This is a genomic window from Pyxidicoccus xibeiensis (assembly GCF_024198175.1).
GTDB lineage: Bacteria > Myxococcota > Myxococcia > Myxococcales > Myxococcaceae > Myxococcus > Myxococcus xibeiensis.
Window position 1 is genome coordinate 20670 of record NZ_JAJVKV010000032.1, and the last position, 17247, is coordinate 37916.

Annotated in this window: 11 protein-coding genes; 5 read left to right on the forward strand and 6 right to left on the reverse strand. The window is 71.4% G+C overall.

The features are described from left to right. Together LXT23_RS50260 and LXT23_RS48910 are read left to right on the forward strand one after the other, a co-directional pair. Positions 1 to 870, forward strand: a complete 870-nt coding sequence (locus LXT23_RS50260; protein WP_323379177.1) for a hypothetical protein — start codon at positions 1 to 3, stop codon at positions 868 to 870. 112 nt (positions 871 to 982) lie between these two features. Further along, positions 983 to 1993, forward strand: a complete 1011-nt coding sequence (locus LXT23_RS48910; protein WP_253987451.1) for an RNA ligase (ATP) — start codon at positions 983 to 985, stop codon at positions 1991 to 1993. 46 nt (positions 1994 to 2039) lie between these two features. On the opposite strand, the gene LXT23_RS48915 is transcribed toward LXT23_RS48910, so the two are convergent. Then, the gene (locus tag LXT23_RS48915) at positions 2040 to 3539 is read right to left on the reverse strand and encodes a rhomboid family intramembrane serine protease (protein ID WP_323379178.1); all 1500 of its coding nucleotides are present in this window, start codon (positions 3537 to 3539) and stop codon (positions 2040 to 2042) included. 165 nt (positions 3540 to 3704) lie between these two features. Here LXT23_RS48915 and LXT23_RS48920 point away from each other — a divergent pair, with 165 nt between their 5' ends. Both LXT23_RS48920 and LXT23_RS48925 read left to right on the forward strand, forming a co-directional pair. Continuing rightward, positions 3705 to 5522 carry an FHA domain-containing protein gene (locus LXT23_RS48920; protein WP_253987453.1) on the forward strand — a complete coding sequence of 606 codons (1818 nt, stop codon included), beginning with the start codon at positions 3705 to 3707 and terminating at the stop codon, positions 5520 to 5522. Between the two features lie 95 nt (positions 5523 to 5617). After that, complete coding sequence (locus LXT23_RS48925) at positions 5618 to 6211, forward strand: response regulator (protein ID WP_002634367.1); 594 nt, start codon at positions 5618 to 5620, stop codon at positions 6209 to 6211. A gap of 31 nt (positions 6212 to 6242) precedes the next feature. Here LXT23_RS48925 and LXT23_RS48930 read toward each other — a convergent pair whose 3' ends face one another. Genes LXT23_RS48930 through LXT23_RS48940 form a run of 3 tightly spaced genes read right to left on the reverse strand, consistent with a single transcriptional unit; the run spans position 6243 to position 8653 of the window. Beyond that, the gene (locus LXT23_RS48930) at positions 6243 to 7031 is read right to left on the reverse strand and encodes an enoyl-CoA hydratase/isomerase family protein (RefSeq protein ID WP_253987454.1); all 789 of its coding nucleotides are present in this window, start codon (positions 7029 to 7031) and stop codon (positions 6243 to 6245) included. A gap of 2 nt (positions 7032 to 7033) precedes the next feature. Next, positions 7034 to 7246 (reverse strand): biotin/lipoyl-binding carrier protein, encoded by a 213-nt coding sequence (locus tag LXT23_RS48935; RefSeq protein ID WP_163995180.1) that lies wholly within the window; start codon positions 7244 to 7246, stop codon positions 7034 to 7036. 54 nt (positions 7247 to 7300) lie between these two features. Beyond that, the gene (locus LXT23_RS48940) at positions 7301 to 8653 is read right to left on the reverse strand and encodes an acetyl-CoA carboxylase biotin carboxylase subunit (RefSeq protein WP_253987455.1); all 1353 of its coding nucleotides are present in this window, start codon (positions 8651 to 8653) and stop codon (positions 7301 to 7303) included. A 138-nt stretch (positions 8654 to 8791) separates the two neighbouring features. Here LXT23_RS48940 and LXT23_RS48945 point away from each other — a divergent pair, with 138 nt between their 5' ends. Then, positions 8792 to 9172: a hypothetical protein gene (locus tag LXT23_RS48945; RefSeq protein ID WP_253987456.1), complete on the forward strand. Its 381-nt coding sequence runs from the start codon at positions 8792 to 8794 to the stop codon at positions 9170 to 9172. Between the two features lie 36 nt (positions 9173 to 9208). Here the strand turns inward: LXT23_RS48945 and ftsZ are convergent, their stop codons facing one another. Both ftsZ and LXT23_RS48955 read right to left on the reverse strand, forming a co-directional pair. Then, complete coding sequence (ftsZ, locus tag LXT23_RS48950; RefSeq protein ID WP_253987457.1) at positions 9209 to 10438, reverse strand: cell division protein FtsZ; 1230 nt, start codon at positions 10436 to 10438, stop codon at positions 9209 to 9211. A 340-nt stretch (positions 10439 to 10778) separates the two neighbouring features. Then, positions 10779 to 17247, reverse strand: a 6469-nt coding sequence (locus tag LXT23_RS48955; RefSeq protein ID WP_253987458.1) for an Ig-like domain-containing protein, incomplete at its 5' end; no start/stop codon positions are given.

Consider the following 17247-nt stretch of genomic DNA (forward strand, 5'->3'; position numbering starts at 1 on the left):
GTGCTCGCGCTCGGACTGGCGTTGCTGCTCTCCTCCACGGCCGTGGCGGCGGACACCTCGGAGTGCATCCGGCTGGACTCGCACGGCGAGCCCTTCCCCGTCTGCTTCGACCCGGGAGACGGGCTGCTGCTGGCCACGGGCCTCCGCGTGCGCGACGGCGAGGGCGCGCAGTCGGTGCGGGCGGGCATCCTCATCCGCACGGGGCGCACCAGCCGCAGCAAGGGCACGCCCTGGTTCAACAGCCACCGCCTGCTGGGCGTGGAGGCCTGGGGCGGCCCCCAGCGCGGGCTGGCCTTCACGGCGTACGACGGCCTGCTGCGCCGGCACCTGGAGGAGGGCTTCATCCTGGTGCCCACCGCGCGGCCGCTGCGCATCCCCTTCCCCTTCGACGTGACGCTGGCCCTGCGCGCGGGCCACCTGGAGCGGCGCGTCTGGGAGGGCCCGGGCTGGACGCTGGAGACGGGGCGCGTGGGGTTGCTGGTGGACCCGCTCCGCTCGGAGACGGGGCGGGTGTGGCTGGCCGTGGGCCCGGTGGCGAGCCACACGCTGCGGCGCTCGCGCGAGGAGGCCGGGCACATGCTGTCACCCTTCACCTCCCTGCTGCTCGACACGGGCGTGGAGTCCTCGGACGGGCTGTGGGCGCTGCGCGCGTCGGGGCTCGCGGGGTGGAGCCTGGGCTTCGAGGGCGGGACGCACTTCCGGGCCCGCGCGGAGGTGGGCGCCGAGCGCGTGCTGCTGGCGGTGGCCGAGCAGCCGGTGGTGCTCCAGCTCTCGGGCACGTACGTGCACGCGGATGCGGGGCTCGCGCGGCGCAGCGAGTGGACGGCGAGCGCCGGGCTCGCGGTGCGCGCCTTCAGCGCGCGGTGGTGAAGGCGGCCCGCGTCCGGAGGCGACGCTCCGGGGGCACTGGAGCGCTTGTCAGACGGGGTGTCATGCTCCGTCTCCAGGAGGCCCGGCACGCCGCCAGCCGGAAGGAGGGCACATGGAGAGGAAGCTCGTTTCGATTCAGCGCATCGACCACCTGGAGCCCATCGCCGGAGCGGACAACATCGTGAAGGCCCGCGTCATGGGCTGGGACGTCGTGGTGAAGAAGGGGGAGTTCTCCCCGGGCGACGCGTGTGTCTTCTTCGAAATCGACAGCCTCCTGCCGGACGGCGCGCCGTGGGCGGAGTTCATGAGACCCCGGGGCTTCCGGGTGAAGACCGCGCGCCTCAGGGGCGTGCTGTCCCAGGGGCTCGCGCTCCCCACGTCCATCCTCCCTGGCGCGGCGCCGGTGACGGCGCAGCTGGGGATGGACGTGAGAGACCTGCTCGGCGTCGTGAAGTTCGAGCCAGCGCTGCCCGACGGGCGTGACGTGCTGGGGCCCTTCCCGGGCCAGGTGCCGAAGACGGACGAGATTCGCCTCCAGTCGGCGCTGGGCGTCCTGGACGAGCTGCGGGGCGAGGACCTCTTCGTGACGACGAAGCTGGACGGGACGTCGGCGACCTTCTTCCGGCCGCTCGAGGGCGAGCTGATGGCGTGCTCGCGCAACTGGGCGCTCCGCAAGGGGGACAACGCGGTGTGGCGCATGGCCACGAAGTACGGGCTCGACACCGTGCTGCCGCCGGGGTTCGCCATCCAGGGGGAGCTGTGCGGCCCCGGCATCCAGAAGAACCGCCTGGGCCTCACGGAGCCGGACCTGTTCGTCTTCAGCGTCCACGACACGCGCACCGGCCGCTTCCTGGGCCACGCGGAGCTCGTCACCTTCTGCGCGGAGCACGGGCTGCGCACCGTGCCGGTGGAGCAGGTCGTCACCGGTGAGGCGGCGCAGGCGTTCGACCACGGCCTGGAGCACTACCTGAAGCTCGCCCAGGGCTTCTACCCGGGCACGAAGAACCGCAAGGAGGGCATCGTGGTGAGACCGCTCGTCGAGCGGCCCTCCCCCACGCTGGGCGGCAGCAGGCTGTCGTTCAAGGTCATCAACAACGACTTCCTGCTCAAGGACGAGGACTGAGGCCACCGGGCCGGGCGCTCCACCGTGAGGAGTGCCCGGCCTGCCCTCACTGCCGGCCCGGCGCCTCCAGCACGGCCCGCAGCGCCATCTCGGCCGCGCGCAGCCGGGCGTCTTGCGGATCCACGCGCCGGGCCTCCTCCAGCCGGGCCAGCGCCCGCGCCACGTCACCCCGGGCCAGCTCGCAGCGCACGCCGGCCTCCAGCGCGCCCGTGTCCGACGGCCCGTACACCTGGGCCTCCGCCGCCGCGTGGCACCCCTCCCCCACCCGCCCGGCCTCGAAGAGCGCCCGCGCCAGCTCCACCCGCGTCTCCACGTGGGAGGGCGCCAGCCGCACCGCGTCCGCCAGCGAGGCCACCGACTCCTCCGCCAGCCCCCACCGCCGCAGCTCTCCGCCCAGGGCCCGCAGCGGCCCCGGAGCGCCCGGCACCAGCAGCGCCCGTGCCCGCGCCTCCCGCAGCAGCGCCGGCTCGCCGAAGCGCAGCTCCGCCACCATCCGGTCCACCACCTCCGCATAGGCCGGGTAGCGCGCGGGCCAGGTGAAGACCAGCCGGTACACCCACTCTCCGCGCGGCACGAAGAAGGCCATGAGGTGCGTGGCCCCACCCGGGCCTTCCAGCTCCGCACGCACCCGCTGCGCCGCCCTGCCGCCCAGCCGTGCCTCCACCGGCCCCGTCACCTTCGACGTCCGCCCCTCCGGCCCCGGTACGCCCGGCACCAGCACCTCTTCCTGGAAGTGCCGCGCCTGCGCCGCGCCGTCGCCGGGCTCTCCCACCTCAATCACCTCCGCGGAGAAGGTGGCCCGGCCCAGCGCCGGCAGGCCGTTGGAGAAGGTCCGCCGCCCGTGCCCGTCCTCCTCGCCCCGCCACCCTTCCGGCACCGACACCGCCACCCCGAAGCCGTCGTCGCGCTCCTGCCGCCAGCCGGAGCGCTCGCTCACCACCAGCGCCGCCACCACCCCCGCCGCCAGCACCGCGCCCACCGGCCGCACCAGCCCCCTGCCCGCCGAGCGGGGCTCCAGGAACGCCCCCAGCAGCAGCCCGGCGAGCAGCCCGCCCAGGTGCCCCGCGTTGTCCACGCCCACCGACGTCCACCCCATCCACAGGAAGACGAGCACCGTGGGCAACGCGCTCTCTCCGGAAATCCACCGAGCCTTCGCGGCCGCTCGCCCGCGGTAGCGCCGGCCCAGCACCAGCAGCGCGCCCACGCACCCGTAGACGAGCCCGGAGGCGCCCACGCTCACCGCGGCCGACCACCCCAGCGAGCCCGCCATGGTGGCCAGTCCCGCCGTCCCCAGGAGCGCGCAGTAGTCGCGGCGCCGGCACATGCGCTCCAGCGCGCCTCCCGCCGCCACCAGCACCAGCAGGTTGAGCCCCAGGTGCAGCCAGTCCCGGTGCAGGAAGTTGGCCGTCACCAGCCGCCACGCCTGCCCCGCCTCCACCACCAACGGGCCCGTCTTCGCCCCCCACCGCACCAGCGCGTCCACGTCCACCGGCCCCGCCGCAACCAGCGCCCCGTGGATTCCCAGCAACCCCACGGCCAGGGTCAACGTGACCCAGGGCACCCCCTGAAAGGACCGGCTTCCGGCCGACTGACCGATGGACAACAGGGCCGGTTGGCCCTCCTCTTGGGGAGAAAGCCCTGTCTTTTGAGGGGGATACATGGCTTGTACAGGTAAAGGCCGTTCTGCTATGACTGTACGCGGACCCGACCCGTGCTGAAGCTCATCATCGAAGACGACGAGGGGCGCAAGACCGTTGTTCCCTTCGTGCGTGACGAGATCACCATCGGCCGTCAGGAGGGAAACACCATCCGCCTGACCGAGCGCAATGTGTCTCGCCGTCACGCACGATTGGTACGGTTGAATGGCCACGTCGTGGTGGAAGACCTGGGGAGCTATAACGGCACCCGGATCAACGGCGAGAAGATCGCGGGTCAGTCCCCCCTGAAGGAAGGGGACCTGATCCAGATCGGCGACTACGACCTGGCCCTGCAGACCGAGGGTGCGGCGAGTGTCGCGGGCCCCATCACCACGAAGGTGCCCACACCCCGCAGGCAGGAGCTGCCAAGGACGGAGCCCGCGCTCGAGGCCATGTCCAGCCCAGGGGCGGAGGAGGAGGACGACACCTCCGACGAGCCCGGGTCCGACGAGGATGGGGACGAGCACGACCACACCCCGCCCTCCTCCAGCGCGGATCAGCGCCGGCACTCCACCTCCATCATCCGGTTGGATCAGGTGGAGGCGGGCCGCCCCCGCAAGGTGGCGGACGTCCCCACCGACGAGGCCCCCCGGCTGGTGGTGCTGACGCCGGACGAGCTGAAGGGCCAGGAGTTCGCCTGCGTCCGCACCGAGCTGCGGATCGGCCGCACCGACGACAACGACATCACGCTGGACCACCGCTCCCTGTCGCGCACGCACGCCAAGCTGGTGCGCGAGGACACCGGTGAGTGGCGCGTCATCGACATGCAGTCGGCCAACGGGCTGACCGTCAATGGCGAGAGCTACGCCCAGGCCACGCTCGGCTCCGGTGACGTCATCGAGCTGGGCCACGTGAAGCTGCGCTTCCTCAACTCCGGCGACGCAGCGGACGGAGTGCCCGTCAGCGAGGGCGGGGCCTCCCGCTCCAAGCTGCCGCTGGTGGCGGGGTTCGTCGCGCTGCTGCTGGGCGCCGGGGCCGTCACCTTCTACTTCATGGGTCAGCAGCAGGGCACTCAGCCGGTACCGCCGGTGACGCCCGTGGCGGTGAAGCCCAGCGTCGACCCGGAGCAGCCCGGCACCGAGCCCGCGCCGCAGCCCGCCACCGTCGACCCGGGCCGGGCCGCGGTGGCGCCCGAGACGCCGCCTGCCGCTCCGGAGACGCCGCCCGCACCGAAGGAGACGTCGCTCGAGGAGCGGCTGGGCATGGCGCGCGAGGCCCTCCAGTCCCAGCAGTTCGACAAGGCCGAGGGCTACCTGTCCAACGCCCGGGACAAGAAGGGCAACCCCTCGAAGGAGGCGGAGGAGCTGCTCGTCCAGACGAAGTACGAGCGCACGGTGAAGCGGCGGCTCGACACCGCCCGCACGGCCCTGAAGGGCGGCAAGCTCGACGAGGCCGAGGCCGAGCTCAAGCAGAGCGACAAGACCCAGGTCTTCGCGAGCGACCACGCGGCGCTGCTGGCCCAGCTGTCAGAAGAGCGGAAGAACAAGGCAGCGGCGGCAGCGGCGGCGGTGGCCCCACCGGCGGCTCCGAAGAATGACACCACGGCCACGTCGGCCCAGGCGCCCGCTGAACCCTCCGCGGCCGAGAAGACGCTGAAGGAAGGCCGGGAGCATCTCAAGGCCAAGCGCTACGCCAGGGCCGTGGACAGCCTCCGCAAGTGCTTGACGCTCGAGCCCGAGTACCTCGACTGCCACATGCTCCTCGGCTCCGCACTGGCGAACGTCGGCAAATCCGAAGAGAGTATCCTGCACTATCGTCGTTTCCTGGAATTGGCCCCGCCGACCCACCCCCAGTTCAACAGGGTGAAGTCGTTCCTGGAGGAGGACGAGTAGAAGCAGCAACCGAAGCAGTGGTTCACCGCCGGGCCCAATTTCCCCCCATGGGCCTCGAGCCGGGCAACTGACGCTCACTACAGCGAGGAGACGCTGTGCAGATTCGCATCCTGGTGGTTGATGACGAGCAGGACAACTGCGACTACCTCAAGCTGGTGTTGACCCGCGAGGGTTACGAGGTCGTGACGACGACGGACCCCACGCAGACGGTGGAGATCCTCCGTGGCTCCGACTTCCACCTGGTCATCCTGGACATGATGATGCCGCAGATGTCCGGGACGGAGGTGCTCGAGCAGATTCGCAAGTACGACACGGACGTGGCCGTCATCGTCGCCACCGCCTACCCGACGGTGGATACGGCGGTGGCGTCGCTGAAGGCCCAGGCTTCCGACTACGTGAAGAAGCCCATGGAGCCGGAGCAGTTCATCACCGCGGTCCGCAACGCGCTCCAGAAGAAGGGCCTGTCGCAGGACCCGGAGGCGGATCTGCACCGCGCCATCGGAAGGACCATCCGCGACGCGCGCAAGACGCAGGAGCTCACGCTCAAGCAGCTCGCGCGGCGCACCGGTCTGTCCGTGTCGCTGCTGTCCCAGATTGAGCGCGCGGAGTCCTCGGCCTCCATCTCCTCGCTGTACAAGATTGCCTCGGCGCTGCAGCTGCGCATGGGCGAGCTGTTCGGCGACACCTGAGGTCGCGGTACCGCGTCGCCGGCCGCCCTGACTAGCGGCCGGTGAAGCGGGGCGGGCGCTTCTCCAAGAAGGCCGCCCGCCCCTCCTTCGCGTCCTCGCTGCCGAAGGCCGCCGCGCGCAGCTCGCGCAGCCGTGCCCTGTCTTGCGCCTCCAGCGGGGCCCGCGCCAGCCGTCCGAAGGACTCCTTCATCCCCGACACCGCCAGCGGCGCATGCCCCGCCAGGGTGGCGCACAGGGCGAGTGCGCGCGCCTCCGCGGCGTCCGCCTCCAGGCACTCGTCCAGCAGGCCCCAGCCGAGCGCCTCGCGTGCGTCCAGCTTCCGCGCGGCCAGGAACAGCTGCTTGGCGCGGGAGAAGCCCACCAGCCGCGCCGCCCGGGCCAGTCCCTCCGGCGAGTAGACGATGCCCAGCTTCGCCGGGGGCATGAGGAAGACGGTGTCCGGCGTGCCCACCCGGAAGTCGCACGAGGCCGCCAGGTCGAAGCCCGCGCCCACCGCCGCGCCCCGCACCAGCGCCACGCTGGGCACCGGGTGCGTCTCCAGCTTCAGCAGGCACGCCACCAGCGGGTCATCCGGCAGCCGCCCGTCCGCGCCCGGAGGGCCCAGGTGCGTCAAGTCGTAGCCGGAGCAGAAGGTGTTGCCCGCGCCGCGCACCAGCAGCGCGCGGACGTGCACAGCGGGCTCCAGCGCCGCGTCCAGCCGGGCCAGCAGCGCGTCGTTGAGCGCGTTGCGCCGGGCCGGGTTGGACACCGTGAGCACGCGGATGCCGCCCTCGCGGTCCTCCACCTCGAGCGAGGGCTCGGCTCCCGGCGACGGCTCCACTGCTAGCCGAGCACCACGAGGACGTCGCCCTCGTTGACGGACTGGGCTTCCTTGCAGCGAATCTCCTTCACCGTGCCGCCCTCCTCCGCCTCCACCGGCATCTCCATCTTCATGGACTCGAGGATGACGAGCGTGTCGCCCGCGTTGACCTGCTGGCCGACCTTCACCTCAATCTTCCACACCGTACCGGTGATGTGCGCCGCGACGTCCGCCATGGAACCGTGCCTCCTCAAGGGGGTGGGTGGGGCTGGAGCGAGCCCCGGCTGCCACTACGCCGGCTTCGCGTGGTGCTCCAGGAAGTGCGTGTCCAGCTCGCCGGCCCGGAAGGCCGCATCCTGCACGATGCGCAGGTGGAGCGGGATGTTCGTCTTGATGCCTTCGATGCGGAACGACTGGAGCGCCGCCACCGAGCGCTCAATCGCCTCCGCGCGCGTGGCGCCGGAGATGATGAGCTTGGCAATCATCGGGTCGTAGTTCGGCGTGACGGTGTTGCCCTCGCCGTAGCCCGAGTCCAGCCGCACGCCCTCGCCCGTGGGGGGCTGGAACACCTTGAGGGGGCCGGGGGACGGGAAGAACTTCACCGGGTCCTCCGCGTAGATGCGGAACTCCAGCGCCGCCCCGCGCCGCTTCACGTCCTCCTGCTTCACCGTGAGGCGCTCGCCCGCGGCGATGCGCAGCTGCCAGCCGATGAGGTCCAGCCCCGTGGTGAGCTCCGTCACCGGGTGCTCCACCTGGAGCCGGGCGTTCATCTCGATGAAGTAGACCTGTCCGTCCGAGTAGAGGAACTCCACCGTGCCGGCATTGGCGTAGCCGAACGTCTTCGCCGCGGTGGTGGCCGCGGTGAAGAGCGTCTGCGCCAGCGCGGCATTCTTGCCGTCCGCGAACAGCACGGAAGGGGCCTCCTCCACCACCTTCTGGTGGCGCCGCTGGATGGAGCACTCGCGCTCCAGGCAGTGGATGAGGTGGCCGTGCTGGTCCCCCAGAATCTGGACCTCGATGTGGCGCGGCGCCGGGAAGTAGCGCTCCAGGTAGACGCCCTCGCGGCCGAAGGCGGCCTTCGCCCGGTCCGTGCACTGGCGGAAGACCTTCTCCAGCTCCGTGGGGTTGTTGGCCACCGCCATGCCGATGCCGCCGCCGCCGCTGGCCGCCTTGCACAGCACCGGGTAGCCGATGCGCTCGGCCGCCGCCAGCGCGCCCGCCACGTCCGGCACCACGCCGTCGCTGCCGGGGACGACGGGGACGCCGGCCGCGGCCACCAGCTTGCGGGCCTGGCTCTTGTCCTTCATCCGCGCCATGGCGGCCGGAGGCGGCCCCACGAAGGTGAGCCCCGCGTCGGCGCAGGCCTGGGCGAACTCTCCGTTTTCGGACAGGAAGCCGTAGCCGGGGTGCACGGCCTGGGCGCCCGTCTGCTTCGCGGCGTCCAGGATGGCGGCGACGTTCAGGTAGCTGTCCTTCGCCGCGGCGGGGCCGATGCGCACGGCCTCGTCCGCCTCCTTCACGAAGGGCAGCTCCGCGTCCGCGTCCGAGTAGACGGCGACCGTCTTGAGCCCCATCCCCCGCGCCACCGCGCTGATGCGGCGGGCAATCTCTCCCCGATTCGCGATGAGCAGCTTCTGGAACATGGCGCACCCTCCCCTGCGAAGGGCGGCGAACCTAACCCTCGCCCCCTCGCATGACAAGGGTGCGCACAGGCGCGCAACAGGTCCCTACAACCCCGTAAATTTGCGGACTTGCGGACACGTGACGTACCTTGCCGCCCCGTGAAGCCCCCCACTTCTTCAAGCCCTGGCGGCGTCGTCGACCTGCACCGCGCGCGTCGCGCGAAGCGGCTGGACCTCTACCGTTCCCGGCAGGCGGACCGCGTCCGCACCGTGCGAGCCACGCTCGAGACCCTCACGCAGAGCGGCACCCTCTTCACGAAGGAGGGCACGCGGCGCGGGCTGTCCCTGCTGAAGGCCCTGCAGCTGCTGCAGCGCATCGGCGCCCGCCTCGAGGAGGCCTCCGGCGACGGCGTGCTGCCCGCCCCCCGTCGGCCGGAGCGCATGGACGCGCTCTACGTCGAGGTGGACGAGCTCTTCGAGCGCGCGGACAAGCTGGCCGGGCGCGACGAGGCGAGCGTCGCCCGGCTCCCGGGCCACTGACAGGCCCGGGCGCTCCGGCGGACGCGCCCTACCGCACTACGGCAGCTCCGTCTGTCCCTGGCGCCGCAGGAAGGTGGGGATGTCGAACTGGTCCTCGTCCAGCGGCAGCGCCGCTTCCTTCACCACCGCGGTCCGCGTGCTGAGGGCCTTGCCGCTCTCCACGGGGGCCAGCGTCCGGGGCGCGCTGCCCTTGGCGGGCACCAGGCTGGCGACCTCTTCGCGCTCCCGCTCGCGCGCGTTGGCGAGCACCGAGGGGGCCGGACGGGACAGCGGGACCTGCACCACCGGCGCCGAGCGCACCTTGGGCGCGTCGCGGTGGACGAAGCCGGTGGCGATGATGGTGATCTTCACCTCGTCCTGAATCTGGTCGTCGATGAGCGAGCCGAAGATGATCTCCGCCTCGCTGTCGGCGGCGTCGTGGACCAGGGTGAGCGCCTCGTTGACCTCCTGGAGGGTCATGTCGCGGCCGCCGGTGATGTTGATGAGCAGGCCGGTGGCGCCGTCGATGGAGACGTCCTCCAGCAGCGGGCTGGAGATGGCCTGCTGCATGGCGGTGAGGGCGCGCTTGTCCCCCGACGAGTGGCCCGTGCCCATGAGCGCCAGGCCCTTGTCGCTCATGATGGTCTTCACGTCCGCGAAGTCCACGTTGATGTAGCCGTGGTACTGGATGAGGTCGCTGATGCCCTGCACGGCATTCAGCAGCACCTCGTCGGCGCGCTTGAAGGTCTCCAGCAGCGGCATCGGCTCGTTGGAGAGCGACAACAGGCGCTGGTTGGGGATGGTGATGAGGGTGTCCACGGCGGCCTTGAGCTCGACGATGCCCTGCTCGGCCTGCTTGCGGCGCTTGTTGCCCTCGAAGAGGAAGGGCTTGGTGACGACGCCCACCGTGAGGCAGCCCAGGCTCTTGGCGATGTCCGCGATGATGGGCGCGGCGCCCGTGCCGGTGCCGCCGCCCATGCCCGCGGTGACGAACACCATGTCGGCGCCCTCGAGCACCGCGGCAATCTGGTCCCTCGACTCCAGGGCGGCCTCGCGGCCCATCTCCGGGTTGGCGCCCGCGCCCAGGCCCTTCGTCAGCGTCTGGCCCAGCTGCAGCCGGGTGGGCGCCTTGCTCGCGGCGAGCGCCTGGACATCGGTGTTGGCGGCGATGAAGTCCACCCGGTCCAGCTTCGACAGAATCATCGTGTTGACCGCGTTGCAGCCGGCCCCACCTGCCCCGACGACCCGAATCTTGGCGGCCTGCTTGTTCTGATCGAACTGGTCCATGGCGGTCCTTTCGGCGGGAGCGGCGCGGTGCAGCGCGCGCACTCCCAACCTCCACAATCATCAGCAAGTCCCGCGCTTTGGCAAGTATTCCGCTACGAGCCTGTAGCGGGATGCGGCGGCGCCGAGTCCTGACGCGCACTTACGCAGCGACCAAACGTCCGTGCAGTGTGGCGCGGCGGGCTCACTTCACCTCTTGACTCGCGCAACGCGGCACGCCCTGGCCGGTCGGAATCGGGCGTTCCCGCAAACGCGAAGGGTGGTCCCGGAGCTTCGTCCAGGACCACCCTCGCGCATTCATCCGATATGCATCATCGGCCCTTCATGGCCGGTAGCCCTGACGTCAGGGGGCTTCGCGCTCGACCTCCACCTTCCCCAGGCGGAGGATGTTGAACTCCACGCGCCGGTTGTTCTCGCGACCCTTCGCCGTCTTGTTGGTGTCCACCGGCTTCGTCTCGCCGAAGCCCTCGGAGTCCAGGCGGTTGGCGGCGATGCCCTCCTTGATGAGGAAGGCGCGCACGTTGGCCGCGCGGCGCTTGGACAGGTCCAGGTTCATCGCGTCGTTGCCCTGGTCGTCCGTGTGGCCCTCGATGCGGAGCAGCTCCACCTGCGGGTTGGCGCGCAGCACGGCGGCCACCTGCTTCAGCAGCGGGAAGGAGCGCGAGAGGATGATGTCCTTCGACGTGGCGAAGTACACCTTCTCCAGGATGAGGATGCGCTCGCCGTCGACCTGCACCTTCACCTTGCCCTTGTCCGGGCAGCCGTCGTCATCCTGCACGCCGTTGATGACCTCGGGCTCGTTCGGGCACTTGTCCGCGGTATCGGCGATGCCGTCCTTGTCGTTGTCCGGGTCCGGGCAGCCGTCCGAATCCTCGAAGCCGTCCTTGTCCTCGGGCTCCTTGGAGCAGCCGTCGTTCGGGTCCATCAGGCCGTCCCCGTCCGTGTCCACCGGCGCGGGCTCCGTGTCCGGGCACCCATCCCTGTCGTCATGCCCGTTCTGCGTCTCGGGCTGGCTCACGCACTTGTCGGCGCTGTCGAAGATGCCGTCCTGGTCGTTGTCCGGGTCCGGGCAGCCATCCGCGTCCTCGAAGCCGTCCTTGTCCTCGGCCTCGGTGGGGCACGAGTCGTCGCCATCCATCAGGCCGTCGCCATCCGTGTCCGTCGGAGCGGGCGTCGGCATCGGCTTCGCCTCGGGCTTGGGCTCGGGGCTGTAGCTCAGGCCCGCGAGCACGCGGAAGCCCGGCGTGCCGTAGCCGCGCGTGAGGCCCGGGCCGGCGCCCACGTGCGCGGCCAGCCCGCCCAGGGAGCGGTACTTCAGCGCCGCCAGCAGCTCCAGCGGGCGCTCCTCCGTGTCCTGCTCGTCCAGGCCCAGCGCGCCCACCACCGTGGCCGCGGCGGCCAGGGGCAGCTCGCCCACGGTGAAGGGGATTTCCGCGCCCACGCCGTAGGTGAAGGCGTTGCCGGTGTTCAGGTTGCGCAGCTGCTGCTTCTCGCGGAAGTCCATGCCCACGTTGGCGGCCAGGCGCAGCTTCTGCCCGTACTCGGCCACCAGCCGCGGCTGCACGGCGACGCCCGAGCCTCCGAGGAAGTCCGAGCCGCCGCCCGTGGGCAGCACCACCGGCACCGCCAGGGCCAGGCCGAAGGCCTCACCGTCCACCAGCCGGGCCTTGGGCACCAGCCGCAGGTCGCCGATGCCGCCGGAGCCCACGCCCTGGGAGAAGGACGGGTCCACCTGCGGCGCCGGCTCCGAGTCCTGCAGCGTCACCGGCAGCACCACGCCCAGCTCCAGCCGGTCGAACAGGCCGACCGCGCCCATCAGGTCCAGCCCCACCTGGCTGCGCACCAGGGCGGTGATGAACCGGTCCTGACGCGGGTCCAGGAAGTTGAGCGGCTTGTCCGCGTAGTTGACGGACAGGCCCACGTTCCAGCCCAGGTGGCGCTGCACGCGGGCGCTGTGGATGCCGAGGATGTCCGCGGCGCCCGGGCCCGGCTTGTACTGCTGAACGTCGATGGCCTGCGAGGCCACCGGCGCCGTCACCTGCGCGGACGCAGGCTGGGCCACCAGCGCCCCGACGAGGGCGACGCCCCCGGCGGCACCGGCCACCAGGGCCCGAGAGGGACGCCCGCCAGCGCGGCGCAGGCGACCCAGCAGGGGCAGCGCGAGGAGCAGCAGCGCCAGCGGCGCGAAGGTGCCCGCCCCGCCCGTGCTGCAGCCACGGCCCACGACGACGAAGTCATCGTTGCCGTCCAGCGGGTTGCCACCGCCGTTGACCTCGTCACCGTCGCTGGCACCGCCCCGGTCCGTGTCCCCGTTGTTCGGGTCCGTCTCGCCGTTGTCGAAGCCGCCGTTGTGGTTGGCGTCCTCGCGGCCGTCGTTGAGGCCGTCGTCGTCCGAGTCCGCGTCGCGCGGGTTGGTGGTGTTGCTGCCATTCACCTCCACCCCGTCGTTGAGGTCGTCGTCGTCGGTGTCCGCGTCGCGCGGGTCCGTCTCCGTAGCACCCAGGCCGCCGTTGTGGTCCGCGTCCTCGGCGCCGTCGTTCAGCCCGTCACCATCCGTGTCCGCCCGCTTCGGGTCGGTGGTGGTGCTCGGGTCGGCATCCGGGCGGAAGTGCGGAGAGTCGAGGTTGGTACCCGGAGACGCCGTCTCGCGCGTCACGCCCAGCTCCGTACCGTCGAGGATGCCGTCGTTGTCGCTGTCCGGGTCGCGGGCGTCGATGATGCCGTCCCTGTCCGTGTCGGTGAGGCCGTCCGCGCCGTCCCTCACGCCGTCGTCGTCGGTGTCCGGGTCCCGCGGGTCGAGGCCCCGCTCGATTTCGGTGGCGTCATCCACGCCGTCACCGTCCGAGTCGGTGTCATCCGCGGCCACGAGCGGGTTCGTCTCGCCCGCGTCCACGCGGCCGTTGTGGTTCGCGTCCTCCACACCGTCGCGCACGCTGCCGCCGTCCGTGTCCACGTTCAGCGGGTCCGTCGTGGTGGTCGGGTCCAGGTCCGGCGTGAAGATGGCCGGGTCCGTGTCCGAGCCTTCCGGCTGCGCCAGGCCCGACTCGAGACCGTCGGACAGCAGGTCGCCGTCCGTGTCCGCGTCCAGCGGGTCCGTCTCACCGTCGTCCTTGATGCCGTCGTGGTCGGCGTCCTCGGTGCCGTCGAGCAGGCCGTCGTCATCCGAGTCGTCGTCGAGCGGGTCCGTCATGCCGACGAGCACCTCGATGCCGTCCGGCACGTCGTCGCCGTCCGTGTCCGGGTTCTGCGGGTCCGTGCCGCGCGTGATTTCATCCGCGTCCGTCAGTCCGTCGCCATCCGAGTCGACGCTGACCGTCCAGCTGTACGTGGCCGGCGTCGGGTCCACGTTGCCCGCGGCATCCACCGCACGCACCGCGAGGGTGTGCGCCCCCGAGGCCAGGCCGGTGAAGGTCACCGGGTCCGTGCAGTCCACGAAGGCCGCGCCATCCAGGCTGCACTCGTAGCGCACGCCCCCGCCCGTCTGGTCGAAGTCGAAGGTGGCCGTGGTGGGCGCATCCTGGGTCGGAGGACCGCTCACGATGAGCGTGTCCGGCGCGGTGAGGTCGACCGTCCACGTGTGCGTGGCCGGCGTCGGGTCCATGTTGCTGTCCGCATCCACCGCGCGGACCGCGAGGGTGTGCTCACCCTCCGGCAGGCCGGCCAGGGTCAGCGGGGTCGTGCAGGCCGCGAAGGGCGCACCGTCGAGGCTGCACTCGAAGGTGACCGGGGACTCGTCCGAGGTGAACTCGAACGTGGCCTGGGGGCTGTTGGTGAGCGCAGGCGGCGCGACGGTGATGGTCGTCTCCGGCGGCAGCCCGTCCACGGTGAACGGGTGGGTGACCGGCGAGCTGGTGTTGCCCGCGGGGTCCGTCGCCGTGACGGTGACCGAGTGCGGCCCCTCCGCCAGCGGCGTGGGCGGCGTGAGCGTCCAGTTGCCCGTGCCATCCGCGGTCGCGGTGCCCACGTTGATGCCATCCACCACCACCGTCACCGTGCTGCCCGGGTCCGTCGTGCCGGAGTACGTCACGACGTTCGTGGGAACCACCGCGCCGCTGGCGGGCGTGGTGAGCGTGACGACCGGCGCCGTGGTGTCCACCGTCCACTCGTGCGTGGCCGGAGTCGCATCACGGTTGCCCGCGGTGTCCACCGCGCGCACCGCCAGGGTGTGGTCGCCGTCCGGCAGCGGGCCGAAGGTGGCCGAGGCCGGGCACGGCGCGAAGGGCCCGCCGTCCAGGCTGCACTCGAAGGTGACCGGGCTCTCGTCGGAGGAGAACACGAAGTTCGCCGTCGGCACGTTGGTCAGCGCCGGCGGGCCGCTGTCGATGGCGGTGTCCGGCGCGCTCTGGTCGACCGTGAAGGTGGAGGTCGCCGGGGCGCTGATGTTGCCCGCGGAGTCCACCGCCACCACGGAGATGGTGTACGGGCCGTCACCCAGCGTCACCGGCGGGGTGAAGCTCCAGTTGCCCGCGCCATCCACCGGGATGGGGCCGTACGTCACCCCATCGAGCGTCAGCGTCACGGACGTGGCGTCCGTCGCGGTGCCGGTGATGGTCACGATGCCGGAATCAAGCACCGCGCCGTTGGCCGGCGTGACGATGACCGGAGCGGGCGTGGGCGTCAGGTCCACCGTCCACGCGTAGGTGGCCGGCGTCGGGTCCACGTTGCCCGCGGTGTCCACCGCGCGAACGGCCAGCGTGTGGTTGCCTTCCGCGAAGCCGTTGAAGGTGACCGGGTCCGTGCACGCCACGAAGGCCGCGCCGTCCACGCTGCACTCATAGGTGGCGCCCAGCTCGTTCGCGGAGAACTCGAAGGTCGCCGACGTCGCGCTCGTCACGAGCGCCGGACCGGAGTCGATGAGGGTGTCGGGCTCCGTGGTGTCCACCAGCCACTGGTAGTCGGCGGGCGTCGGGTCCACGTTGCCGGCGGCGTCCACCGCGCGCACCAGCAGCATGTGCATGCCCTCCGACAGGCCGGTGAAGGTGACCGGGTCCGTGCACGGCGCATAGGACGAGCCGTCCAGGCTGCACTGGTAGGAGACGCCGCCGTTCTCCTGGTCGAAGTCGAACGTGGCGGTCGCCACGCGGCTGATGGCCGGAGGACCGGAGACGATGAGCGTGTTCGGGCCCGTCAGGTCGACGGTGAACGTGCTCGTCACCGGGCCCACCGTGTTGCCCGCGGCGTCCACGCCGGTGACGGAGACCGTATAGGGGCCCTCGTCGAGCGCCACGGGCGTCGTGAAGGTCCAGTTGCCGCTCCCGTCCACGGGGATGGGGCCGTGGGTGACGCCGTCGAGCTCCAGGAAGATGTTGCTGTTCGGCTCACCGGTACCGGTGATGGTCGGCGTCGGGGTGCCCACGATGGCGCCATCCGCCGGAGAGTCGATGGTCGGCGCCACCGGCGGCGTCCGGTCCACCGTCCAGGAATACGTCGCCGGGGACGGGTCCACGGTGCCCAGCGCGTTGACCGCACGCACGGCCAGGGTGTGGTTGCCATCCGCCAGGTTGCTGAAGGTCACCGGGTCGGTGCAGGCCACGAAGGCCGCGCCGTCCAGCGAGCACTGATACGTCACCGGGCTGTCGGGCGAGGTGAAGTCGAACGTCGCGCTCGTGGAGTTGGTCTGCGAGGGCGGGCCGCTGACAATCGCCGTGTCCGGCGCGGACGTGTCCACCGACCAGCTATACGTCGCGGGGGTCGGGTCCACGTTGCCCGCGGTGTCCACCGCGCGCACGGCCAGGGTGTGGTTGCCGTCCGCCAGGTTGCTGAAGGTCACCGGGTCGGTGCAGGCCACGAAGGCCGCGCCATCCAGGCTGCACTGATAGGTGACGGGGCTCTCGTTGGAGCTGAAGTCGAACGTCGCGCTGGAGTTGCTCGACTGCGCGGGAGGACCGCTGACAATCGTCGTGTCCGGCACCGTGGTGTCCACCGTCCAGGTGTACGAGGCCGGACTCGGGTCCACGTTGCCTGCCGCGTCACGCGCACGGGCCAGGAGCGTATGGCTGCCGTCCGAAAGCCCCGTGAAGGTCACCGGGTCGGTGCAGGCCGTGAAGGCCGCGCCGTCCAGCGAGCACTCGTAGGTGACGGGGCTCTCGTTGGAGTTGAGGTCGAACGTCGCCGAGCTGGAGCTCGACAGCGCCGGCGGCGTGCTGGTGAAGCTGGTGTCCGGCACGCCGGTATCCACCGTCCACGTGCGGGTCGCAGGGGTCGGGTCGACGTTGCCCGCCTCATCCACCGCGCGCACGGCCAGGGTGTGGCTGCCGTCCGCCAGGTTGCTGAAGGTCACCGGGTCGGTGCAGGCGACGAAGGCCGCCCCATCCAGCGAGCACTGGTACGTCACCGGGCTCTCATTGGAGGTGAAGTCGAACGTCGCGCTGGTGGAGCTCGTCGTGCCCGTGGGGCCGCTGACGATGGTCGTGTCCGGCGCGGTGGTGTCCACGGTCCACGTGTACTGCGCGGGGGTTGGGTCGATGTTGCCGGCCGCGTCCACTGCCCGCACCTGGAGCGTGTGGCTGCCGTTCGACAGGCCCGTGAAGGTGCTCGGGTCCGCGCACGGAGTGAAGAGCACCGCGCCGTCCAGGCGGCACTCGTAGGTGACGGGGCTCTCGTTCGAGGTGAAGTCGAAGTTGGCCACCGCCGAGTTCGACACGGCGGGAGGCGTGCTGACGAAGGAGGTGTCCGGAGCCACCGCGTCCACCGTCCAGGCGTAGGTCGCAGGGGTCGGGTCGACGTTGCCCGCGGTGTCCACCGCGCGCACGGCCAGGGTGTGGTTGCCGTTCGCCAGGCCGGTGAAGGTGCGCGGGTCGGTGCAGGCCACG